Annotated in this window: 16 protein-coding genes and 1 tRNA gene; 6 read left to right on the forward strand and 11 right to left on the reverse strand. The window is 45.4% G+C overall.

The window, feature by feature from the left end:
* Positions 1 to 197 precede the first annotated feature (197 nt).
* From J7K41_04335 to J7K41_04350, 4 genes are read right to left on the reverse strand one after another with little or no spacing between them, the layout of a single operon-like run.
* Positions 198 to 800 (reverse strand): hypothetical protein, encoded by a 603-nt coding sequence (locus J7K41_04335; GenBank protein ID MCD6549902.1) that lies wholly within the window; start codon positions 798 to 800, stop codon positions 198 to 200.
* 9 nt (positions 801 to 809) lie between these two features.
* Entirely contained in the window at positions 810 to 2,264 is a 1,455-nt protein-coding gene (gene cca, locus J7K41_04340) for a CCA tRNA nucleotidyltransferase (protein ID MCD6549903.1), read from the reverse strand.
* Positions 2,265 to 2,283: 19 nt separating this feature from the next.
* Positions 2,284 to 3,819: an AMP phosphorylase gene (locus J7K41_04345; protein MCD6549904.1), complete on the reverse strand. Its 1,536-nt coding sequence runs from the start codon at positions 3,817 to 3,819 to the stop codon at positions 2,284 to 2,286.
* Positions 3,810 to 4,760, reverse strand: a complete 951-nt coding sequence (locus J7K41_04350) for an S-methyl-5-thioribose-1-phosphate isomerase (GenBank protein MCD6549905.1) — start codon at positions 4,758 to 4,760, stop codon at positions 3,810 to 3,812. Before J7K41_04350 ends, J7K41_04345 begins: the two co-directional genes overlap by 10 nt.
* Before the next feature lie 276 nt (positions 4,761 to 5,036).
* On the opposite strand from J7K41_04350, the gene J7K41_04355 reads away from it, so the two are divergent.
* The 4 genes from J7K41_04355 (at position 5,037) to J7K41_04370 (ending at position 7,687) form a co-directional block, all read left to right on the forward strand.
* Positions 5,037 to 5,564 (forward strand): hypothetical protein, encoded by a 528-nt coding sequence (locus J7K41_04355; GenBank protein MCD6549906.1) that lies wholly within the window; start codon positions 5,037 to 5,039, stop codon positions 5,562 to 5,564.
* 353 nt (positions 5,565 to 5,917) lie between these two features.
* Complete coding sequence (gene ftsZ, locus J7K41_04360; protein MCD6549907.1) at positions 5,918 to 7,033, forward strand: cell division protein FtsZ; 1,116 nt, start codon at positions 5,918 to 5,920, stop codon at positions 7,031 to 7,033.
* Between the two features lies 1 nt (position 7,034).
* A complete protein-coding gene (locus J7K41_04365) occupies positions 7,035 to 7,217 on the forward strand; it encodes a protein translocase SEC61 complex subunit gamma (GenBank protein ID MCD6549908.1) in 183 nt (60 codons plus the stop codon).
* Positions 7,218 to 7,228: 11 nt separating this feature from the next.
* Positions 7,229 to 7,687 carry a transcription elongation factor Spt5 gene (locus tag J7K41_04370; GenBank protein ID MCD6549909.1) on the forward strand — a complete coding sequence of 153 codons (459 nt, stop codon included), beginning with the start codon at positions 7,229 to 7,231 and terminating at the stop codon, positions 7,685 to 7,687.
* Between the two features lie 52 nt (positions 7,688 to 7,739).
* Here the strand turns inward: J7K41_04370 and J7K41_04375 are convergent, their stop codons facing one another.
* The 3 genes from J7K41_04375 to J7K41_04385 all read right to left on the reverse strand — a co-directional run bounded on the left by J7K41_04375 (position 7,740) and on the right by J7K41_04385 (position 13,158).
* Positions 7,740 to 12,023 (reverse strand): hypothetical protein, encoded by a 4,284-nt coding sequence (locus tag J7K41_04375; GenBank protein MCD6549910.1) that lies wholly within the window; start codon positions 12,021 to 12,023, stop codon positions 7,740 to 7,742.
* Between the two features lie 179 nt (positions 12,024 to 12,202).
* Positions 12,203 to 12,547 carry a DUF424 family protein gene (locus J7K41_04380; protein ID MCD6549911.1) on the reverse strand — a complete coding sequence of 115 codons (345 nt, stop codon included), beginning with the start codon at positions 12,545 to 12,547 and terminating at the stop codon, positions 12,203 to 12,205.
* Entirely contained in the window at positions 12,505 to 13,158 is a 654-nt protein-coding gene (locus J7K41_04385) for an endonuclease III domain-containing protein (protein ID MCD6549912.1), read from the reverse strand. Before J7K41_04385 ends, J7K41_04380 begins: the two co-directional genes overlap by 43 nt.
* 52 nt (positions 13,159 to 13,210) lie before the next feature.
* Between J7K41_04385 and J7K41_04390 the strand changes: the two genes are divergently transcribed.
* Together J7K41_04390 and J7K41_04395 are read left to right on the forward strand one after the other, a co-directional pair.
* The gene (locus tag J7K41_04390; GenBank protein MCD6549913.1) at positions 13,211 to 13,528 is read left to right on the forward strand and encodes a hypothetical protein; all 318 of its coding nucleotides are present in this window, start codon (positions 13,211 to 13,213) and stop codon (positions 13,526 to 13,528) included.
* Between the two features lie 106 nt (positions 13,529 to 13,634).
* Positions 13,635 to 13,707: transfer RNA gene (locus tag J7K41_04395), tRNA-Val, on the forward strand.
* A gap of 18 nt (positions 13,708 to 13,725) precedes the next feature.
* Here the strand turns inward: J7K41_04395 and J7K41_04400 are convergent.
* From J7K41_04400 to J7K41_04415, 4 genes are all read right to left on the reverse strand, one after another.
* Complete coding sequence (locus J7K41_04400) at positions 13,726 to 15,390, reverse strand: hypothetical protein (protein ID MCD6549914.1); 1,665 nt, start codon at positions 15,388 to 15,390, stop codon at positions 13,726 to 13,728.
* A 4-nt stretch (positions 15,391 to 15,394) separates the two neighbouring features.
* Entirely contained in the window at positions 15,395 to 18,280 is a 2,886-nt protein-coding gene (locus J7K41_04405) for a hypothetical protein (GenBank protein ID MCD6549915.1), read from the reverse strand.
* A 65-nt stretch (positions 18,281 to 18,345) separates the two neighbouring features.
* Positions 18,346 to 20,958: a hypothetical protein gene (locus tag J7K41_04410; protein MCD6549916.1), complete on the reverse strand. Its 2,613-nt coding sequence runs from the start codon at positions 20,956 to 20,958 to the stop codon at positions 18,346 to 18,348.
* Between the two features lie 14 nt (positions 20,959 to 20,972).
* The gene (locus tag J7K41_04415) at positions 20,973 to 24,167 is read right to left on the reverse strand and encodes a hypothetical protein (GenBank protein MCD6549917.1); all 3,195 of its coding nucleotides are present in this window, start codon (positions 24,165 to 24,167) and stop codon (positions 20,973 to 20,975) included.
* Positions 24,168 to 24,278 lie beyond the last annotated feature (111 nt).

Below are 24,278 nucleotides of genomic sequence, written 5' to 3' on the forward strand. Positions count from 1 at the left end.
CATGCATGGGAAAACTCAACAAAACCAAACAGGTAAGATAAATCTATAAAAGACAAAATAACCTCTATCTACCAACTCCACAGTCCCGCAGTATTTAAACTTGAAGTATCAACTTGAAGTATCAGGAGAAACTTAGTTAACATAAGAATTACTCAAAGTGTAAATTTTTAATGATGCAAATGATGTTTTGACAGAGGTTAATTCTGTGATTCATCGTTTTTACCGCGGCCAAGGCTCAGTATGAAAGACCCCACACGCAAGACTAGTTCAAGCCCTATTATGAACACAAAGTACTGAGAGATCGATGAAAACGCGTTAACCGTTTCTGCAGTTGTCGGCAAACGGTAGGAGATCAAAGACGGGTTAAGAAGCAGGCTCAACACCAGCGAGAACGGTAACATCTTGGCAAGTTCCTGAGCAGCATCTTCGTTTATGTACGCAAGGATCCGGACTACCGATATGATCACTATCGAGAAAAAGAGAGAAGATGTGATGTTGTACTGAGGCGAAAGCATGAAGAAACTCATCGCAAGAATAGCAAACATCAGAAATGTGTATATAGGGAACAGGACCATGTATTTGACCACGTACGCGATGAGAGCGCCGAACTTTTTCAACGTTGCGTATCTTCCGGTATACTTATCGAGGTCGACAGCAAACATATCCTTTTTAGCGACCTTTCGATACAGGTACCAGATAAGCAACATCGCAACGGTCAGAACGATTATGTCAAAGGCAAGCGCACCGTAATCAGAACTTATGAGAGAATTCAACTGATCCGTAAATACCGAATAATCCATACACTCCACCTACCATTTTATCGTACGTGTAAAATACTCTATGCTCGCACTGATGTAACGTTTAGATACCAGGGATCTCGCCGGCAGAAACCGGTATTTCTTCGCCACATCAGAGAAATGGGAGGGCAACTTGGCCGTACGGAAGAAATAGGATACTGCATCTTTGGCGTCAGTAAACATTCTCCGGTCTATTGCGACTATCCTATCGTGTTCCACGTGAAGGTCGAGAGCGTTCTTGTGTTTGTCCATAAAATCGTAGGTCGGTTTTTCAAGAACCACTGACGGTCCTCTCACCTTCTTAATCATCGGCAGGACATCGTTAACCAGTTCGAACATGATCAGACATCTATTCATATCTGTCCAATAGTAGTACCCGAACATGTCGAACTCGTTGTCCCTAAGGAAACGGTTCAACTGTCGTACGAGTTTTCTGAACTGCGGCCAGAGCGTGTCTTCAACGACGTCAGGAGCAGGAAATTCGATGACGAGCAACCGGGTACCGCGTTGTTTGATCCGTCTGTAAAGGTTGGCGGGTGAAACCGGAGAACGTCTCTTGAAAAAGAAATTCAAACTCGGCCTTTTCAGGAACATACGGGAAGCAAGGATGAATATGCTCATAGAGGTTGTCGACACAACAGCAGCGACGTTACGTTTCTTATCTGTGGGGTCGATAACTATCAACGGTGCATCGAACACCTTGGTCAAATCAACAGGAGTTCTATTCTTATCACCGTAATAGTTTTCTATATCTATCACGGTCGGGATCTTCCAGGAAGACGCATGTTTAAGCGTGTCCAGGAACGAGCCGTACCTGATGATCAGGAGTTCGCACAGATACCCCGAAAACCCCTCCACTCTAACCTCTGCACCGTAGATGTCATGGGCCTTCATAAACTGTTTAAGCAGCCGGACATCATCCTTCTGTTTCTCGGTAAGATGGTTGTTCACATAAGCGGTGTGGAGAGGCGACCTATCAACCGCGGTGGCACGTTCCTCCGGAGAAGATATCCGGTAAGCAGGGACCACATCTATATCAAACCCTTTAAACTTTACCGAAAGATACGGATGTTCCGCATAGGCAAGATGGAACTCGGCATCCTTAAAAGCTTCTTTAGCAGAAGTCAACCCTACATCGACTAACCGTTCCCTGGAATACGACTTCGGAAACAGCATGAAGACGTCGAACTCGCGACGACCTTTCAACTGCGTACCTTTAGCAACCGAACCGACCAGTACAACTTCAACGTCTGAAGGAGTGGCCTGTTTCAAACGTTCCATGACTTCGCTCAGCACCTTCTGTTCCGATGCCAACTCCCGTTTGCTCGGTTTAATCCGCCTTATCACCTGATCCAATATACGCATAACATCCTCATCGGTAGACCGCCCGGTTACCGGTTTACTCATCTCCTCTTTTATCCCTCGGACCTTCTTCTTACGGGTCATAGGACATCCTCCCGAGATCATCACCCAAAAATAAGTTACTTCACTTGCGGATGGTCTGTATAACGATCTTCTCAAGTTCTATCGGATTGTACTCCTCCATGGTTTTGATTGCGAAATCGAGTTTTGCCTCGCTCTCAGCAACGATGTCGAACAGTTTATCGCCTTTCCGTACTTTATCACCGTGTTCGCAGTAGAGTATTATACCCGCACCTTTATCGAACGGTGAACCGGCAGCACGGGCTATCATAGACAGTTTTCTGTTGTCAACGTGACTGATCCTCCCGGACTTTTCTGCCACCACCGAATACACCTTATCACCGATCGGCAGATCATCGATCTTAACGTTGGGGTCACCGCCCTGTGCTTCGATAATCTCCCTAAACTTCTTCATAGCTTTACCGCTTTCCAGGATATGCTCGGCCACTGCGCGGCCTCGCCCGGGTTCGACGGCGCCGGACAGCTCGAGCAACCTGCCGGCTAGTATCAACCCTTTCTCCCGCAGATCCATCGGTCCGGCGCCGTCGAGGATCTCCAACACGTCCTTGCATTCCAAAGCAGGACCGATCCCGACACCGATCGGATCGCTACCGTCGGTGATCAAACTTTCGATCTTCATGTTTATCCGTTTACCGATGGCTATGAAATCGTCAGCCAACGATTGCGCTTCAGTGACACTCTGAAGTTTAGCGCCCCTGCCCACAGGTATGTCTATGATCACATGGGTGGCACCAACACTCTTCTTCTTAGCCAATATACTTGCCAACAGTGCGCCGCGCGGGTCCAAGGACAAAGGTCTGCGGATATGTATAAGCTTATCATCTGCAGCGGCGATGTTCATACCACCTCCCCATACGATACATCCTTTGGTCTTAAGTACAACGTCCCTAACCTCATCGATGGACAACGTAACAGGTGCCAGCACCTCCATCGTATCGGCTGTACCCGCAGCGGACGTGATCGAACGCGATGATGTCTTCGGTATATACATTCCGGCTGCCGCTATGATCGGCACGACCAACATCGTAGTTCTGTTGTTTGCCACACCGCCTATACAATGTTTATCGAGGATGGGCCTCTTGTTAAGATTGAGTTGTTCACCCGATTCAACGATCGCATCGGTCAGATAAACAACCTCATCGTAGTTCAGACCCCTAATATAGACCGCGGTTATAAAAGCAGCCATCTCAACAGGTGACAGGGAGTTCTCCATCAGTTCATCGATGATAAGTTTTATCTCATCGCGTTCCAACGGCGAACCGTCCATCTTCCTTTTTATGTACTCTATGGATTTGGGACGCGGTGCTATCTGAACGGTTATTTTCGAACCGTCCCGTACACCCAGTTCGGTTGAGATCTCTTCAAACAGACCGATCTCACCCCGTTTAACAAGGTCTGTGGACAGGTCGACCATCGCTATAACATCTTTATCTTTGTAAGAAACCTTAACACGTGAAGAAGGGTGTATATCGTTCTCGAGAGCATCGTCCTGGTTTAGCACGACTATCTTACTACCTGAAACTATGTCAAAACATTTTGCCTTCAGAGTTATCGGATGGACTACAAACTTCACGGACATGGTAACATCCTCTTATCAAACATTTTTATAACTTTCTCCGCAGTGCGCACGTATTCCCTCGGTTTTAACACGCCTTGCTCTGTGACAAACCCTGATATGTGTTTTGCAGGAGTTATGTCAAAAGCAGGGTTCAAAACCTTGAGACCTTTAGGGATATGGGCCAGCACCTCCCTAGGGTCACGGTATTCGATAGGTATGTCGGGACGTCTGTCCAACTTGTACAGTTCAACACACGAATAGAACGGTATCCCGCGACGGTAGGCCAGTTCGGCAATCGTTTTTGTGCCTATCTTGTTAGCCAGTTGACCGTTTAACCCTACCGCATCACCGCCGACGAACACCTTATCTATTTCGTCTATGACCGTTCCGACACCGCTGTCAACGATCAACGTGGTGGGTATCCCGTAAGATAAGAGGTCGCGGACGGTTCTATGCCCTTGATAGAGGGGACGCGTCTCGGTAGCCACCACTTCAAACCGTTTCCCAGAATTCCACGCTGTCTTCAAAGTCAACATCACGGACGTAGAGTGACAATGAACGAGGATTCTATCACCTGACTTTATAAGACGGCTGCCCGCGCGCGCTAACCGCGCGCGGGCGCCGTCCATCTGTTTGAGGATCGTTTTAAGTTTTCTGGCAAGATAACCGCGTAGCACGGATGAACTCAACCTCTTCTGTTCGGCAAGATTGTTGATGTCGTAAAGTATATCGTCCAGATAGTTGATCAGCATCGGTTCTGTCGGACGTAACCCTTTTAACATGTCCGCAACACTACGCGCACGGGTCAACAGTTCATCAGGATCGCGTGAACGTCGTGCATACACGTTCATCTCGTAAACGAAAGCGATTATACCGTACTTAGCAACCCTGTGCGCACCCTGAATCCTAATGGCACGGATGTCTTCCGCCAACCGTTTCGCACGTTTGCTCAGGAATCTCACATCTTCTCAATAAGAACGTAACAGATTTAAACTTACCTTCTTTTCGCACGGGAGTGCAGACGGGATAGAGTATGGAGAGTTGGAAAAGAGAAAGAAAGGGAATGAACATAAGAAAAAGGATATATGAGAATAAGAAGATGAGGTTAGGTAGATAGTTTGGTATAAAACCTAATTCGTCACACAGAGTTAATCAGATTTATTCACAATTGCACAGAAGGTTTTGCTTATACCCATATATTTATAAAGATTGCTCCAAAAATATAAGTGGTGATTTGCATGCCGACAGTACAAGAAAAAAATCCTGAAGTTAAAGAAATGATTGAGAAGACACCTGAACTGAAAAAAGCAATGGAAATCTTGAACTCATTATCGCAAGAGGAAAGGAGTTATATTGCAGCGGTAATGAAGGCAAGGACTGACGCAGAGTATATAATGAAGTTGCCTTCAAGTGTTAGAAGGGCTTGGCTAGAGGCTCTTCTTGATAAAATACCTCCAGAAGAGATTATTGAGACTATGCCACTGCCACCTGAAACAAAATCGAAAATGATGCAGATGTTGGAGAAAAAACGTAGGGGAGGGATCCTTGAGAAGATTCCTAAGAAGCGTGATATACCTAAAGAATGGTCTGAATGGATTGAACAAAAACTTCCTAAGAAACCTACTAATATAATTAAACTTCCTAAAAAGTTTGAAGGAAAAGAAGGGTCTAAAATGCTTAAACTTCCCGGAGAAATCAAGGTAGAAGAAGAGGAGCCCAAAATAATTCTTCTTTCTAAGAAGAAAGGAGAAAAAACTGAAAAATAATTATCGTCTTTTTTCCTTTTTATAAATTATCTATGAGTTGTGCGCCTTCATTTTTCATCTCAAAAATATCCATACTCAAAAATAATTTAGGTTATTAAGCGTGGAAGAAGTGTCTTAGTGAACAATTTTTATAATCTGTTTGAACTTTGAGTGAGGTGTTATTTATTATAGGATAAGAAGTAAGAAGCAGAAATAAGGTATAAAGAGAAGAAGATGGAAGTAAGAATGTCAAGATATGAAGGTGAAGGAAGTTAGGGAGATACGTAATAGAAACAATGGGAAAATAAAGGTGAGTGTGAAAATTTTATCGGAATATTTTTAAATGCTATGATGCAAAATAAAACAAAAAATTAATGAGGGGTTATTCTGTGGAAGAGGACAAGATTAGGGAACTCGTTAATCAACTTCCGGATGCGATGATCCTTTCAAAAGAGGACGAAGAACTACTCAAGTTTATAGAAGAGTCGAAACCGAAGATTTACGTGATAGGCAGCGGCGGCGGTGGATGCAACACGATCACACGGATGTTTGAGGTAGGTATAGAGGGTGTTAAGACGATAGCCGTGAACACGGATGTTCAGCATCTTCTCCGCACACGTGCCGATAGAAAGATACTGATAGGTAAACAGTTGACCAGGGGTATGGGTGCAGGCAGTAATCCTGAGATCGGGGAGAAGGCGGCAAAGGAATCGATAAACGAAGTGTTGGATGCGGTCAGAGACGCAAACATGGTGTTTCTCACCTGCGGTTTAGGCGGCGGTACCGGAACCGGTAGTCTTCCTGTGATCGCGGAAGCGGTTAAACAGATGGGTGCGTTAACCGTGGCAGTTGTAACGTTACCGTTCACTTCTGAAGGAAGGACACGTATGCAGAATGCGTTATCCGGACTGGAAAAACTTGAGAAGGTTGCGGACACAACGATCGTAATCCCGAACGATAAACTGTTGACCATAGCTCCGGACCTTCCGCTGAACACCGCGTTCAAAGTGTCGGATGAAGTCCTTGTCGGCGCTGTCAAAGGGATAGCCGAACTCATCACCAAACCGGGTCTCGTTAACCTGGATTTCGCTGACCTGCGCACCATTCTCGAGGACGCAGGGTGCGCGGTGATAGGTGTCGGCGAAGCGTCGATAGACGCGAAGCCGAACGAACGTGCTATGATAGCGATCGAAACCGCGTTGAACTCGCCGTTGGTGGATGCGGACATTAACAACGCATCACGTGCTCTGGTAAACGTGATCGGCGGGGAAGACATGACATTGAAAGAGGCAGAACTGATGGTAAGCGAGGTATCCAAACGGATCAGTCCGAACTCGCACATCATATGGGGTGCGCGCGTGGAGAAGGAGATGCACAAGTCCGCGTTACGTGTGTTGGTGGTGATCGCGGGTGTCAAACCACCCAAATATTCGTTGGATGAGATCTCCGAATCAGGAATCGTAGACCTGGACCTGGACATAGTCGATTGAGGTGATACACATGATAGACAGAGTAGTCGGGTTCATAAAACAATCGAAGAGAATCTTTTACATGTTTGACAAACCGTCCATGCAGGAGTACAAACAGATCCTGAAAGTCAGCGGGTTGGGTATGATAATCATAGGCATAATAGGTACGGTGATAAACTTCTTGTTCCAACTGCTCAATCTGTGAGGTGTTTATTCATGTTGCTAGCCCTTCGTGTAACAACCGGTCAGGAGAGGATCATTGCAGACCTGATATACAAAAAAGCGAAGAAGGATAACCTTCCTGTTTACGCTGTTCTTGCGTTTGACAATCTGAAAGGGTACATCATCGTTGAAGCCGAGGATCACGAAACAGTCAGGAAAGCCAGTTACGGTTTACCGCACATCAGAGGGTTACTCAGTAAAGAGATCACGCTCAAAGAGCTTGACCCGATGATCGAAGCATCCAAACCGAAGGTCATGAGTATCCACAAAGGGGACATCATAGAAATCATAGGCGGACCGTTCAAAGGCGAACGTGCAAAGGTTATCAAGGTTGACAAAACCAAGGAAGAACTTACCGTTGAACTCACCGAAGCAGCAGTGCCTATACCTGTAACCATCAAGGCTAACACGGTAAAACTGATAGAGAAAGCAGAATCGGCCGAAGAAGAATAATCCGTGCTTTTTCTTTGTTGTGCTTTTTTCTTGTTTTTCGAACCTATAACTTTTACTCGCCAGAGGATTCGATCGGACTTACTGGAGATGCAGGAGTGGTACCGCCGAGATGTATGCTGAAACTGCACTGTACACCGGTCCCCCATTCTGTCGTGTCTCCGAAGTGTTTCCGTTCTGAATACCATCCGCCGCGTGCATAGAAGTTTCCGCGCAGTCCGAAGATGTTGAGCGTGCCGCCAGCCCCGACGCCTACCAGGAACCAGTTCCGGTTGTTATCCTCATTGATATAGGTAGTGTACCTATCCTCAACGAACGCCCAAACATTAACCTTTTCATCACGGTATAACGTACTGGCGACTTGGGCTTCTGTTTCTCTGGATGTTCCCACGTTATAAGTATGACTGATCATCAAACTTGGATAATAAAGTCCAAGGTTGTACCATCCCAAACTCAACCTCCACATATCAAGTTCGTTGTACATACCCCATCGTTCAAAAGCTATCCCTGCCTGGGACCAATGCGGAACAGTATCGAACCACAATGCTATTCCTTGATATGTCGGCGAATACCTGAACTGTGTCACCGCTCGGTTTATAAAGAAAGGATGATGAACGTTTAACTGTGCAAGGATGAAAGGCATCTTTTCACCGTACCTGTCAGCCATGCCGAGACCCAGACCGCCCGCATCCACGTACAACCCTTTCGACAACCTCATCGTACGCAACCATGACAGGTTCACGTAACCTCTTTTTTCAGCAGTCGTAGATGTAACGTAATCTTCGTAGTATGCCCCGACAACCATACCGTTATCCCTGTCCACCATGAAGGTAACGGCCGCTCTGTTTCTCTCGGAAGTTCCGGTAACACTACGGTAGACCTCTCCTGCCATCCTGCCCGCGCTAGCATAACCTTTGATTGCCTGGTACCCTTCCGTTTTATGAAGGTATCCTGCTAAGTACAACGCACGGTCCATCCTCAAACTCCCGCCGGTCAACCATCTATCAACTCCATCGTTAGTAAACATGTAGTATCTCATTCTACCGTTCTCCCATCGCACATCGCCGCCGCCACCGTACAAACCGTCAAACCCGGCCGCCTCCACTCTTACACCTTTATCATCAACAGTATAGTTGAACCCGGCACCCCATTGAGTGCTCAGACCTTCTTTCTCGCCTGCAGGGTATCCTTCTTTAATACCCTTCGTATAATCTTCGCCATAAGCACCGTAAACAGACAGATTCCCCATACTACCTGCAACCTGGACAAAGTTGTGAGCAGGCACACGGTTATCAGACGGGTACTGAGAGATCCATCGTCCGCCCCATAACCTCAACCCGGGTGCTCCGTACCACATATTATACAAAGGAAGCTGGGTATCGAGAGCGAACCGTTCAAACCGCATACCGCCATAGGACTCTGGGTAATACCTCAACAAACCTATCCCCGCCTGATGCACGGTACCGAACAACAAACCCCGTCCGTAGAACGGATTATACTGAAGGTCCAACCGTCTCCTCCATCGGTCGTACCCGTAGTATATGGAATACTCCTGAGCACTCATGTTCAACCAATCGAACCATGAATAGAATGTATTATGAACGGTTGTAGTCATATCCTGGGTAACTGATGTTTGATAAAGATGGGTTTTCAACCATCCTCGCATCAAAGACCATTCCGGATTTCTGGCAAAAAGGTCGGCACCGGCGTAAGCATTCCTCAAAGTAGTCTGCTCTTCTTCAGTAGTTACAGACCTACCCCTCCATTCTATGTTCCCTTTGTACCAACCTGGTCCGTAATCGGCGACAAAGCCCAGATTACCGCTCCCTTCGATATCAAGGGTGCGACTGGTTACCTCCCCCTCCTCCTTCACTTCGGTTATTCCGACCTTTAACAAACTTGTAGATGTTTCGTTGGCGGACAGTGTCGGCTGTATACGAAGCTGTTTCTCTTTAGCCTTTCTTGCAGTATTGTTATAATTCAGTTCAACGGGTCCTGCTTCATCGAACCGTAACACGTATCCGCCGTCCTCTTTCTCAACCTTCGGAAAGAACACGATTACTGTAGCATTTTTCGAATATATCGATTCGTTATCCGGTACCGGAACCTCCCCCGGAACAACCGTTGCAGGTTGCCCGTCGATCAACAGGTTACCTTCCTCATCAACGGTTATTGTGTGATAATAATGGGGTTGAGCAACTTCCTGTTCCTGTGGGTATTTGATGTAAACAGGCAACCTCTGTACACCCCCCTCAGTTAACTTGTAATCTGCGGGTGATTGCACCTGCGTGACACGTTGGCTCGGATAGGATACCGACGGCACAGCAGTGATCATGTACACGTATCTGCGTTTGAGGTCCAGAACCAGATAACCGTCGGATGTCGACCTTACATTCTCGCTACCGAAGTATACGAGTTGTTTGTTTTTGAGTTGCTGTATAAACTCCTGCACCTCTTTAACATTCTTATTCGCAAGCTGATAGGTTATATCGTAAGCGTCGCACAACGTCTCCAGGGGAGGTCTCGGGTCGATGGAGAAAAGGAGCGGTGCGGAAAGTCCGTAGAACGTCTTCATCATCTTCACAGACTCCGGTGTAAGACCTCCTGATGCTAAGATGAACAGGTCGTCCATACCCACCAATCCGTAAACCTTCGTATATTGTCTCAGAAACTCCTCTGATATCTGCAACGCGTTACCCCATTGGCCGATAAGATAGTTTACGTTCTCAGCCATTTTTGTAGTTTCGTTCTCTGCATCGCTAAAATCGCAGTTGTCAACCATACTATCTATCAGATTGTAGAAAACGGATTTTTCATTCTCCGTCATTTCGCCCTTCCGTACGAAAGAACTTAGGGAATTATCCAGCGCATCATCGAACGATTCGCCCTGAGCCATCCTGTCCGCAACATCGGTAAGCACAGTTGACACAACCTCTATGAGCTTATGTTTACCGTAGACACCCTGATATTTGGTTGCCCAATCGTACCCTGATATCTGGTTTAAGAAGTGTTGGTACACTGTTTCGCCGTCCCGATAGTCCGTGCTCTCAGAACTGATAGCCACCGTGGAAAGGTCAACAACATCTTCATAGTTGGATATAGAAGTATATTCGTAACTTGAACCGTAAATGGTTAGACGTATCTCTTCCAAACTTCCGTGCGCATCGGCAATAAGAAAAGGTATGGTGTTAAACAGAAACTCTCTACGCACAGAAGGGTTAATAATCTCGGTAACGTTTAAAACCCATGGGGATATCACCCATTTATTCTCATCGGGTTCGGTCCTGGCGTTATCGTATTCTTCCATCCTTCGGTTCTTCAAGTATTCTGTATCTATGAGGATCATCCCATTGTCGCGGTAGGTATACCAGTTATTAAGTCCTCCCTCCTCGGTACCCAAAGGGGTTGCAGTGTTCAGCAGTTCGGACATCAGTAGAACAGCATTCCCGTGATGATACTTCTCCAACTCGGTTAACTGTTGAAACAGACCTATGTATCCCTTCTCTTCCTCAAACTTTTCGGAAGCCACACTTTTAAGGTCTTTGTAAGGTAAAAATGTCAGAAGAGCGAGGTAATCCGCTTCAACGAGTGCCCGCTGTTTCGGGGACATCCCTACATCCAGCAGCATTCCGTCGAGTAAACGGACCTGTCCGACGATGCGTCCGCGTTCATCCTCATTAAGTTGCGGGAATAGGGAGTCTACGGTCTCATCGATGTTGAAAACCATACTGCCCACGGGTTGCGGTGTTATCTCACCAAGTTTTGATCTCTCCTTGGACACCTGTCGACCCGCGGATTCAAAATATTTGAGTGCATTATCCAGTCCGTTATCCTGAATGAGCTTGAGAACCGCTAACGACCTGTTCTTATACTTTTTGTAAGGTTTAGTCCAATCCTCATCCAACTCGTTGTTATAAAAGACCGTTAAACCCTGTTTCTGCTCTTCGCTCAGTCGGACACCTTTGTCCTCAAGATACTCAATCCATCGGTCAACAGTCAACCGTCCTTTGTATCCCTTCTTCTTTTTCCATGCCTGAATATCTTGATTGGTGATAGAAACCTTTTTCTTCAACGATTCCGAACCCAAGGGTACCACCCGTTTGAAATATGATACATAATAATTTTTATACCTTTGTCCACCTTCGTCTTGCCCTACTTCACGATACCCGCTCTGCTCTCTCACCCGACCGTTAACACCGGTAGCATTAGAACTTCCGAGAACGGGTACAGATGTAAGCAAAACGCTCGCAACCAAGATCTTAGAGATAGGTCTAACAACCCTGCACGAAGCACGTTTTAACCACGACTTATATTTTGTCTTGTACATCGACGCGTCCATCGAAACCATCCTCAAAACATGTTTGCAACAGTTGACCGATCGCAACAGCCGACCGATGAGTTTTGTGGTTATCACATAATTTATGTGTAATCAAATAAAAAGGTTACTGGTAATCGTGTGTATTGGATTCGATATCGGATTCGATGCTGAAATCAATGTCGGATTCGTACGGTTATACATCACAGTGTTGTGTGCGGCGTGGCGGGCGTGAACAGTTGTACGTGCGGTATACGGAAACGGGTCGGAATGACAACGCGCACGCCCGCCCGCCGCAACACCTCGATAGAATTTTCACCCACCGCGTTCACAGATAACAATGACCTCGATTCCAACAATCTCCTCAATCTGGACACCGCCTCGGACATGTCGACAAGTTCGCCTGTGTAAAACGTTCTGTATGTATCGAGGTCGATAACGATTTCACCGTCACGCAAAACAGAACCTATCAGACCCTCATCACACATTGCCAACACGATACCTTTCAAAGTTCTGTGTTCCTTAACATAAACCCGTGCAACGGACATTCATCACACCTCGGTTTATTTCGTTTACAGTAGGTTTTACCCAGTTTAACTATGAGAGCATGAAACTCGTTGAACACGTACACCTTCTCATCATCGGCGAGTTGCGAGAACGCCTTCTCGAACCATTCCCTGTATTCTTCATAAGATTTAAAACTGACACCGTGACGTTCGCACATCCTTCGCGTGTAGGCATCGATAACGAACACAGGTCTATGTAAAGCGTAGAGAAGGATCGAATCAGCGGTCTCTGGACCGACACCTTTTATATTCAACAGTTCTTCACGAAGAACTTCGGTAGGTTTGGACCTATCCAACTGGAGATACCATCGCGTAACCGTTTTCAACCGTTCGGCTTTTTGGTTATAATAACCGGCCGACCGGATGAGACGCGCAACCGTACCCTTTCTTGCCCTGTACAACCTGATCGGGTCGAGGCAACCGTGCGTCTTAAGGTTGGTTATCGCCTTTTCAACATTGGCCCAATTCGTATTCTGTGTGAGAACCGCACCGACGATTATTTCAAACTCGGTGTCACCGGGCCACCAATGCTGCGGTCCGAAACGGTCCAGTAACAGGCGAAACACGTCTGTAATCGAGATACGTCTGCGCATGTAAACACCTTTCTTAAAAAGTATTAAATACCTTTCAGTTGTATATAAAAACATGGCAAGCAGGTCCAGGAAAAAAACATCAAAAAAGAAGAATGCAAAGACCGTCAAAAAGACGAGAAAAAGCACGAAGAAAAGGAAGGTGAAAAAGAAAACGACCGGATCAACAAAGGTAAGGAGAAGTACGAATATTCCGACTGTAGTCGCAGAGGTTCCCATATCCGAGAAGGCTATCGAGATAGTACAACTCCAGAAGGAGTATGAGAAGATAGACAGGGATATAAAGATAGCTATGAAAAACGTAGAACTGGAGGAACCGAAATCGCCGTTATCGTTTTTCAGGAACCCCTTAGGCAAACCTAAAAAGAGATAGGGTGTAAGAACCGCTCTTACGTCAGGTTAAGGTTAGGGATGATCTACGCGATTTGATAGCAAAGATTTTTAAAATAAAAGTGGGAGAATTTATCAAACTTTTTATCGGGCCCGTGGTCTAGTGGTTATGACGTCCGCTTGACAGGCGGGAGGTCCCCGGTTCGAATCCGGGCGGGCCCATCATTCAGTCACAACATCTCATTCCTTAGGCGTATGCTGTTCAACGAACTCTTTTGTGTACTTCTCAAGTATCCGTACCCATCTCGGTTTACGAACCCTGTACAACGACCGTCTGACTTCCTCCCTTTTATCTTCGGTTCCGCTGCTCTGGACTTTGCGTTTCTTTTTCCACGGTTTATCTATGACATATACCCTACGGTAGGCCGCTTTGAACATCTTCCATACGAACGGCAACCATTCCTTATATTCTTCATCGGTGAAGGTTTCTACAAACTCGAACAACTGTTTTGGCCATAGATCAATGTTCTTCCAATCGATTTTCGGGACTTCTTCGCCCGCCTCCCTCCTATCTCCTGCAACGTCCGACACAACACTTCTAACCAACCATTTAAGTTCGTAAAACTTCGTGACCAGGTCAAGAGCCGCCAGGTATCTCCTGTATTCTATCAGGTTTTTACCCAAACCATCCCTTATAAAATCCGAATAATTTCTGGGCCAATGATAGGGGTCCATATGTCTCTGTTTCGGTGGTAGGATTTTGTAGAGTTCTACATACAGTTCGATACATCGTTTGAAATATCTTCTGACCATCAATGCAGCAAACTTTTCAGCATTACCGACGTCACCGACCTCTTTCGTAAGTTTTATCAACCACTTCCTCGCATCACGCAACCCTTCGCGAGTACCGTCTTTGAAATACAGTCCTAACAACGGTTGCGAGAATCCCCATCCGTACTCCTGATATTCTAGAAGGATCTTCAATGCAGCAACCTTCATAGGCATACCTAACAACGTGTAAGCAACCATCTCTTCCCCGGTCAGATAAGAGTATAACGGATGTTCGCCTTCTATGTATTCTTCTGGTGATTCGTGAAACGCATAGGAATTCAGATAGACAAGTCCGTCGATAAGTTCATCCATGAGATAAGTCAGATATTCTTCCGGCGTCCGACCGGATTCTGTAAACTGTTTCCACCGTTTTTTCATCCTTCTTAAAGACATCCCGGATTTGTCCGTGATCACAACCTCCCATCCGCGCGTGTCTTCACCTGCTACATTGATATCTATAGGCGGTGCTACAGGCGGATGTTTCACATTGAAAATCGGGTCGTAACCTACATCCTCTTCGTCGTATTCAGGCAGGATGGTAACGCGTTTAGTCAATCTGTTAACCTTGACACGGTCAGGGTCGTACAACAGGAAACTGAGCGTCTCGATGTACATAAACTTTCTGGCTACCTCACCCAACTTCTTCTTCAAATTCTCATCATCGCTATGCTCTTTCAACTCTTCGCGAAGACCGGTCAGCCTATCGATTACATCGTTACGGGTATCGAGAACCCTGTTGTACACAAGGTTGAATGTTAGAGAGACGAGTTTACGTCTCGACTCCCGCGTTGTCTTAGGGAGTATTTCTGCAAACCTGTCCTCCAGTTGCTCCGCTAACCGTAGCAAAACTTCATCGGGTGCGGGATAATCTTTCAGCCGCGTCATAAACGCGGAAACGGACCGGTTTATCTCAGCGAGACATCTGACCGCAAGTTCAGGGTTACCGACAATCTTCTGAATCGCAGTAACCCAAGGGTTATAATCTGTGAGAGGGATCATCAAAGGTCCTTTGCGCTGTTCAGACCCTGTCCTTCCTTTCTTTTCAGCCTTTTTCTTGCTGGCTACCGCGTCCATCTTTTCACCTCTTCATCTTTGTCGAATGATAGATAACTTCTCCGCTCACCACGCCTAAAGGTGTAACGTACATATCGTTAGGCAACCCGTAAGCCGAGAGTATCTCAGGCCAACTCCTGCCCGGGACACTGATCTTTTCCAAAAGTTCTGGGTCGATCCTATCCATCGCTTCCAAAAGGCTCATACCTTCCGGATTGGTGATGTACTGCATCTCAGACATCCTGAGGTTTTCAGGAATATTATCCAGGTCAAAACCCATCCTGCGAATCTCCGACCTTACGGCGTTGATCTCAGGCGACTGAATATCGCGCCAGACAACCGACCTGTAGAACCCTATCTCTTTGTTACTGACCTGCGATTCTAACGCTTCCGGAGAAGCTATCTGAACGATTTTCGGATTAAACTCTACACCTTTGACTACCTTACCGATATTCTCAGACCATCGGTTAAGGAACTGGTTTACGTCCGCATCTTCGGGCAAAGCCACAATAACTTCTGAAGTACCTTTCACATAGAAACTCGAACCCTTCGGAAGTGAGAGTGCCAACGTCTTCCGATTGACTTCAATGACATCATCACCTATATCGTGACCTACGTTGTTGTAAGCAGTAAACTTCACCACGTCCTTCTCAAGAGGAGCGCTCGCTTTACCGCTGTGATGTCCGGCCGCTTCCATCAAAACACTTTTGACAACTTTACCCTCAGAAATTCGAGCGACCCTGTAACGTATCTCAATGTGGTACACCTTCTTACCTGCCTTCACTTCTTTCATTATAAAACGCCGGACATTGCCTGATTTTTTACCGGTCATATCCACTTCCATGTTCTTAAGTTCTTCGAGCGGTTCAACGTTGAACAGTTTAGGTTTGAAGGTTTCATAATTGGGTGACTCTGCCTCTGCAAGCACGCCTACCACACCTTTACTCTCAAGTTCTCCTACATTGGACACAGTAATAGTGTAATCCGCACCTGTTATCTTGTCAACCGTTGATTCTGTCATACACCCTTTATTTATTGCAGGTTCATATAAAGTTCTTTCGGCACGTTTCATCAAACTGTTGGCTTCGTTGATCACCTTCTCAACCTCTGTCTTAGGTGCGTTGGTAACAAGGTATATCTCATCACCGCCTTTACCGCCAACAGAAACAACGTACCCTGCCTTTTTGAGTTGTGCAGCGACGTAGTTAACCATCTTCTTCTCTTGAGTGAGTGCTGCATCACCGACCTTTTCATCGAACGTGTTGTTTATCATACTCAACCTCCTCTTGTCAAACTGTACACATGTAACCTTGGTGTTTCTATCAAATCCTTTGTTTTCAAACGCTTTAACCACGTCTTCGTTCAACTTCTCATTATCTTTGTACCATTTCACTTTTCCGGAAGAAGCCATGTATTCGATGTTTGTTTCTCGTATCTGGGAATATGTCCTGTACATCATCTTACCTTCACCGTAAACTCCTGCGGTAGTGGAAGCGATGAGAAGACCTTGGAAGAGCACCGGCAAAAATACCGATTGATCCTGAGCGGAGAGTTCACCGTACATCCTGGCATTCATCTCGGTACCTCCGATGTATACTGACCCCATCCCTGCGATACTCGTTGCACCGCCGATAAACTTAGTGCCTAAAGCAACCTTCCCTGCCAGTGTACCCGATTTGGATAACAGTTTAAACCCTGTCGCACCTGCACGACCCGCAAAGGATGCAGAAAGCAGGAAAGAACCCAAAGCAACCTGTGTTTCCGCAGACGATAGGTCAAAAACCCCCATCTTACCCTGATGAGCCAGTTCTGCCGCAGACTCGGCCGCGAAATAAGCGTTACCGCTGTAAATGAGGATTGCACCGACAGGTCCGCCGACACCCGTAAGCATCAAACCTGCACCTACAACGATCGCACCGCCTGCCAACAGGTCGTCCATCCATAACTCGCCTTCCTTCTCCAGATGTATCCCGTTCGGTAACGCATAGAATCCGCGGGGTAACTTGCCCTCCTTCAACAGGTCGTAAACCGCACTGTAAATCGTGTTATCGGAAACATCCTGAGAAAACGTATACTGCTCAAGCGTCTTGGGAAACACTTCCCTTCCTCTAATCTTTGCACTTTTATCTACAACACGTTTGACACGTTCCCCTGTGTAAGGGTCGGCTACACGTACGGTTATCCCTTCTTCCTCTGTAGTCACACGAACGAGGAAAGGCACCGCGTCGATCAATACCCCGTCACCTGCCTTGCGAACACGGATCACAGGTAGAACGATCACTCCCTTTTCATCGAAATGCTCTTTGAACAGATACCTGTTACGCAGGTCTTTAATATCTTCGTCAGATAACCCAAGGTTATGCAACGCCTTCTCATATCTTTCAGACAGTATCAATGACGAATCGATCATGTTCAACTTCTTCATGACAAGTTCTTTTGTAGTGACTCCGTTAATCACAGTGTTATACACGTCGTACCCTTTTGAGAGTTCTGTGGTTGTCTCTCTGTACATCTGATCGGCCGGTTGTGATTTGGTCTCAACAGCAGAATAATCCGATTCGGCGTGAGTGAACTCCTGTGTTTCATAACTCTGCTCAGGACTCGGAACCTCCGGTACCTCGAGAAGAACTGGGCGTATGGCATCTAACGTTTTATGGAAGGTGGTAACCAGTTCCCTGTCGCTCATGTTGTTAAGGTTGGACAGTGTTGTTTTGTCAAGGTTACCGTACTCTGTAAGAAAAAAGATGATCCTGTTACGTAACTCGGTTCTCCGACGCGCCGCGCGCTCGTCTTCGACGAGCGCGCGTTCCCGTGCTTCTGCGAGATGTTCCAGTTCTTCAACATCGCTGGTTAGAAGAAGCGCCTTCATGAACACAGATTCCCTCTCCTTAGTTCTCTGGACAACCGCCATCGTTAAAACACCTTCCAAAACAAAAGTGATGAAACGTTACAGTAACCGAAGGAACTGCGCAACAGTTACAGATAATCCTCGCAGATCAGTTCTGACAGGCATCTGATATAACAGATTGCTTCGTTGTTCGTCTCGTTCGATTCTACAATCTTACCTGTAGCATCCGCAGTAACGTTGTATATGTAAGTACCGGGTATTTCGCATTTGTAATCAAAGGTGTCCACCTGATACCAATCCGGCGGGCGTTCTCCACCCGGCCACACAACATCCGTGTATAATGGGTTCAGCCTGCCTATGTTAAACTCTATCTTGTCACTGTCTATTATAACAGTAGTGACCGATTCGTTCGCTATCGCATCGCCGATGTTCGAGGTGTTGATATGCACGGTAACTGTCTCGCCGAGCGAAACGCTCACGTTCTCACACGACGGTACAAGGTCGGGTTGTCCGGATCCGGGGGCACACAGATTACAACTGTAGAAACATAACTTCTCATTATTACCTTCGTTCTCTTCAGAAACGTTATCGGTCGCATCGGCAGTAATCTTTAATATATATAACCCTTCCTCCGTCGGGGTGAAATTGTAAACAGATCCGTTCCATACCTGTAACGGCGGGAACGCACCATCCAGTGTTCTGGTTGGAGTTGTGCAGCTGCCGCATGTAGAAGATGCGTTTGTACAATATATTTGGTTCGGCATCAAACTAGAGGTTAACCAGCCGCGTCCTTCTTCGCACACGAACAATGGATCACAACTCGGTAATGCCGGCAACGTGAAATTTTGGTCATCTACAAGGTTTGAAAAATTGTCTTTAAACAGCATAACGCGTAACGTGCTTTCGTTCTCAACGCACGTATCACCGTAATGCACAGGTATGTGCAAGAGATAAGAATGATTCACATAACATTCTCCAAGGTATCCTGGTTCTTCCCAGGGAGGTGTGGGACATTCCGGCCATATGTCGCGGTGCGGTACCGAACGCGCATGACATCTAACAGATATCGGCTTACAATTGTTAAGTTCGTTGCTCTCAGTAACATTATTGTTCGCATCTGCGCATATTCGGAAGGTTGCATCCACCCATTCACTTTCATTAGCGTAGCATGTAACGTTTATCACAACTCCTGAGTAAAATTCACCTGATGCAAGTGGAGGGACTTCCTGGTCATAGGGAAGCAGAGGCGTGACATCAACCCAAGCATCAGATGGTGACACACTTTCCAGAGTTATCCGCGTGATCGACCAGTTAGAGGCGTTTCCATTCCCTATGTTTCTCGTATAGTAATGTATCTGAGTCCAATTTCCACCAACAGAAGGCGCAGATACATTAGTAATAATGTAATCCGGGAGGTTTTCCACATGAATGGATACATCTACAGTGCCGTTTTCACCATCGCTACAGACAACGCTTTCGTTCTGATAAGTGACATGTAGAGTAACAGTATCAACCTCACCAAACCCGCTTTTGCAAACATCTGTTGTTATGGTAACTCTGGTCCCCGCTGGAACAGGTATACGCACGGGTGATGTTGAATATGTAAACCCGTCGCAGTTTGCACCGTCACAGGATGCAGATACCACAGTAACATCCAGTGATGAGGGCGAGACGGTCACATCCGTTACAACCGCATCCGCACCACCGTTATTGATAACGGTCACATTAATATCATGAATACATCCAGACGTGTCAAAACTCGGATCAGCCACACTCACACCAGGAACCTGCACGTTGATATGCAGGTCACGAATCGTGATATGAAACTCTTCGGTAGCATGAATATTATGTGACAGATCTTTCTTGAAATACCAGTTTTCACATGAACTAGAATAGCCGCCTCTGGAAGGGTCATTACAGAACTCAACAACGAAATATCCATCCCCACAATTACCTACTCCCGAACCCATAGCTTCTCCTGCATACAACGCTCGAAGTTCTGAATACGATGCTTTGATCTTGTATGTTTTTCCATCATCAGAAGAATTAAAAGTAAAATCGTTATTCAACAGGTCCAGATAGGTATCAATGTTTTCAATTTCACTACCCGTATTCTCATCGATAAGACGAAGGTTGAAAGGAACATACAGAAACAGCCCCAACTTACCTTTTCCAGTAAACCCTTTGGTAGGGTCATCTGTCTGAGTGAAATACCGTGCCTGTACATCTGAGAAATCAGAAGAGAATCGACCCCCTACATTACATGAATCATGATATATAGACCAAAACCTTACCGGCCCCGGACACGTCCCATCAAAAAAAACATGCGTATCAGCATCGACTACTGCCCGAATTGTAGAACCACCACCGGAAACTGCACAATTCTCGGGATCAGGTATATAGTAATAAGGAAAGTTCATAGATTCCATGTTCACGTTAACAGAATCCGGAGTATACTCAACATGAACGGTGCCCGGACACATCTCGATATTATGCTCTTCAAAACTGCCGTTTAAAACGATCGCATCTGTAGAAATCCGATATCGCAATGGCATTGTAAATTCGTCTGATTGAATATATATATCATCACCCACAGCACAACAGGCAGGGTTATTATAATAATAAAGATATACCTCTGGAAGATAGACGCTTGTGCTAACTTCGTAGGAGTCTGAAGAATTAACAACCGTTACGGCTAGAAAGAAAAGAAAGAATAGATATTCAAACCTTTTCCCTTTCATTCAAAACCACCTCTTCAAGGTAATGGAGTTTCTTGGGACTTCTTCCTCCTAAAAACTCTACGTGGTGAAACAATGAACTCTAAACTCCAACTCTCTGTGTTGAAATCATAACCGAACCCTAACCCTGCCGTCCAGTTCGAAACACCCGGAATCGGCAGACCACCGAATATAATCTTTGCCTGTGAAACCTTCTTCGGATCCTTGAAATCATTAGAGTAGAGATGTATTCCAGTTTCAACTCCTTTCCTGGTTCTCCAGAACATACCCACTCCTCCGCGCACAGATATTTCCTTCTTATCCGGATCGTACCAAATCATCGGCATACCATATCCGCGGATATACTGCGAACCAACGCCTATTGTGCCACTGAACATAGGCGACCAATTCCCTTTCTCATCTCTGTAGAACTGTATCATCCACCCATCTATGCCAAACCATCCAGTCACCTTCTTTACAGCACCTAACGTTACAGAATAGTTGGAACCCATCTTAACTTCCAGGCTTAACTCATCCTCTTTAGATTCTACAACAGGTACTTGACGATAGAAGAACATCGCAGAATAGTTCCACCCTCCATGAGATACAACATCTGCACGTACAGAACCGTATGCCCCATGTAACTCATCTTTCATCGAATCTGCTATCTCTTTAAACTCTTCATCAGTAAGAATGACTACTTTGTTATAGGTAGTAGCACCTCCACCGATAGTAATGAGGAGGGCATTTATTCCTATCCCTTCACCCCATTTCTTCAATGACTCCGACGTAGCCATAAGGTCGAAACTGAATTTGCCACCTATCGTTTTCCCAGGCACATATTGGCAAATCATCGAAGACAACTGGTAACCTATAGTATCTGATAACAAACCTCCCTCGCCGAACAATCGCTCAACCGCTTCGTCTAGAGATATCCTCCCGTCAATCAAGTCATTAAGTACATCTTGAACTTCACTCCAAGTATGGCCACCCGCGTTCCCACGTTCCCACGCATCTTTAAATGTAGTCCCCTCAAGGTCTACGTTACCTAAGGCGTTTACAGCGTCTCTAAAACCTTGCTTATCGCGTCTTGCATAGGCAATTGTAAGTTCTTTCATGGCTGCCTTTATATCGTCAGTAACTGTTGGAAGATAGGTAGCTGTATGAGCTTCGAAAACTTTAGAACTTCCTTCACCGATTGCGGGTTGCACTGGAGGAACAGGCACTTCCATCGTTTGGTATCTTTTGTTCAGGTTTATCGTTGCGACCAACGTACGCTTACCGATTCTGCATCTGTCATACCCGTTGTTTGTAGGCGTAGCATACACTTTGTACGTTCCAGGACCGCCTTCGCGATACCACTCAGAGAGGTTGAATTTTTGTGTGAAATTCTCATCATCTTCCCCTGTCCAAACACCTGCCACTTCAATAGTCTTTCCATCAGGACTTACAATTTCATAGGTAAACCATGTGTTATACCCAGGTACAGTACCACTTTTTTTCTTTTCTTTACTTTTAAGTTCATAATCTACAGCAAACCCAAAGTTAATCTCTGCATATACGTTTTCCACAGGATTACCGTTCTTATCCACGTTTATGTTGTAATCACCTATGTCTACCAAGTCTTCAGTAGATGTGACTATCCCGCTTTTCTTTTCATCGACGTACAGCAACATATCCAGTGTAACCCAAGGAACTGTACCCAAGAATTTGAACTCAGGAATATAAACGCACTTAGAACCTGTTTTTTCCAGAGTTTCTATTATTTTGTCAACCTTCTTCTTGTGCCCTTCGTAACCTTTTTCTTTCGGATCATGACCTTTCATCAAGAACTCACGATATTCATCACGTTTAATCAGTAAACTGAAATCTCTTCCAATAACACCGATACCCATCTCACCTATTTCGTTAATTCTCTCTTCACTCACTCCCGCCTCTTGCAATTTTCTTTTCACGTCTTTCCAACCACCCTTCTTCTCTTTAGCCTTCTTTTTAGCTTTCTGTCCGCCGACCGCACCGAGTATTCCAACAAGAATGTACGGATGGGTACAAACATTTTCTATCTGCTCTTTAACTTCTTTATCAGTCAGGCCTTCTTTAATCATCAAGCTGTTAACCAGCGGCACGTAGTTATATTTATAGTTGCCTTTTTCATCTTGAACAACTATACCCTCCTCAATTAATGTTTGTAAACGTTCCTCATCTTCTATTGAACAATCATTGTTCATAATAAGCTCCACTAATAGATTCACAGCTTCCTCATGATGTTCGTCATCTTTATTGTAGAGGTAAGATTCAAAATTGCCGAAGCTCCATTCTTTCTCATCCAACATATCATACAACCTATGTAAAAGAACCATCTGCTGTCTGAACGCTTCGACATGAGTCTCAACATCGTAGTTTTTATTTGTCTTATGATGTTCCTCTGCTGCTTTTCTTGCTACATTATACATCTTTTCTACTGAACCCAACAACCACCAATGTTCTACATCGTGGTCTTTTTTTGCAATGTTATCCATCTTCGTCAAAACTTCAGGACCCAAAGAGAGTAAGGCAACCATCTGCACCCTATAATTCTTGCTTTCTGTAAATTTAGATCTAAATTCTACCTCCCTATCTTTGTTAATGAACTCCACAGCCAACCTTGTCTTAATAACATTTCCTTCTTCATCTGTTTCTTCGATGAAGACAGGTCTAAAGATATCGTGCCCAAAGAGAAGCTTTGAATCTTTAACAAGCGAATAGAATGCTTGGTCACAGTAATATTTTAGATAAAAATCAACTGTCATACCTTGACGCATATCGGCAGCACTTATCCTATGCCCTCCGCTTATGGTTATATTTCCACCGGACAATGGGGTTAACGGAGATTCCAATTCATGGAGACCGAACTTTTCCCAATATAGTTGTAAACGGAGTGCTTGATACCATGCTTTAAAGGATTCTGTGCGTGGGGATTCTAAACTGTAACGAAGATGGATATCAGTTTTGTGCAGGAACCCTTCACTGAATCCTAATAAAGACGGATTAAATGTAGCATTACCCATTATGAACTGTGTTATCCAGTAATCTGGATTATTTATCAAATCTTCGAGGTTATAGTACATTGTCTGTTCTGCCTGCTGTTGTTGTTCGGCCTGTTGTTGGACAGGTGTTGGAACTATCAGAGAAAGATTTCTCTTCTCCTCACCTTTGGTCTCAGCCTCGGCATATTTGAAACCGGTATCAACCATTTTGAGTACACCTCCTTTTTTTAACAAACATTCCTCCACATTTCCTCAACAAACGTTTATATAAAAACATATTCATTTTAAAAAGATACCGTTTTAAACAAAATGGTCGAT

The organism is Candidatus Micrarchaeota archaeon (assembly GCA_021163225.1).
Lineage (GTDB): Archaea > Micrarchaeota > Micrarchaeia > Anstonellales > JAGGXE01 > JAGGXE01.

What these genes read in the sequence shown, in the direction of transcription:
- J7K41_04375 (MCD6549910.1), bottom strand. Translation starts at nt 12,023, where the DNA reads ATGGACGCGTCGATGTACAAGACAAAATATAAGTCGTGGTTAAAACGT.
- J7K41_04380 (MCD6549911.1), bottom strand. Translation starts at nt 12,547, where the DNA reads ATGTCCGTTGCACGGGTTTATGTTAAGGAACACAGAACTTTGAAAGGT.
- cca (MCD6549903.1), bottom strand. Translation starts at nt 2,264, where the DNA reads ATGATCTCGGGAGGATGTCCTATGACCCGTAAGAAGAAGGTCCGAGGG.
- J7K41_04355 (MCD6549906.1), top strand. Translation starts at nt 5,037, where the DNA reads ATGCCGACAGTACAAGAAAAAAATCCTGAAGTTAAAGAAATGATTGAG.
- J7K41_04345 (MCD6549904.1), bottom strand. Translation starts at nt 3,819, where the DNA reads ATGTCCGTGAAGTTTGTAGTCCATCCGATAACTCTGAAGGCAAAATGT.
- J7K41_04390 (MCD6549913.1), top strand. Translation starts at nt 13,211, where the DNA reads ATGGCAAGCAGGTCCAGGAAAAAAACATCAAAAAAGAAGAATGCAAAG.
- J7K41_04385 (MCD6549912.1), bottom strand. Translation starts at nt 13,158, where the DNA reads ATGCGCAGACGTATCTCGATTACAGACGTGTTTCGCCTGTTACTGGAC.
- J7K41_04400 (MCD6549914.1), bottom strand. Translation starts at nt 15,390, where the DNA reads ATGGACGCGGTAGCCAGCAAGAAAAAGGCTGAAAAGAAAGGAAGGACA.
- J7K41_04410 (MCD6549916.1), bottom strand. Translation starts at nt 20,958, where the DNA reads ATGAAAGGGAAAAGGTTTGAATATCTATTCTTTCTTTTCTTTCTAGCC.
- J7K41_04370 (MCD6549909.1), top strand. Translation starts at nt 7,229, where the DNA reads ATGTTGCTAGCCCTTCGTGTAACAACCGGTCAGGAGAGGATCATTGCA.
- J7K41_04335 (MCD6549902.1), bottom strand. Translation starts at nt 800, where the DNA reads ATGGATTATTCGGTATTTACGGATCAGTTGAATTCTCTCATAAGTTCT.
- ftsZ (MCD6549907.1), top strand. Translation starts at nt 5,918, where the DNA reads ATGAGGGGTTATTCTGTGGAAGAGGACAAGATTAGGGAACTCGTTAAT.
- J7K41_04405 (MCD6549915.1), bottom strand. Translation starts at nt 18,280, where the DNA reads ATGGCGGTTGTCCAGAGAACTAAGGAGAGGGAATCTGTGTTCATGAAG.
- J7K41_04415 (MCD6549917.1), bottom strand. Translation starts at nt 24,167, where the DNA reads ATGGTTGATACCGGTTTCAAATATGCCGAGGCTGAGACCAAAGGTGAG.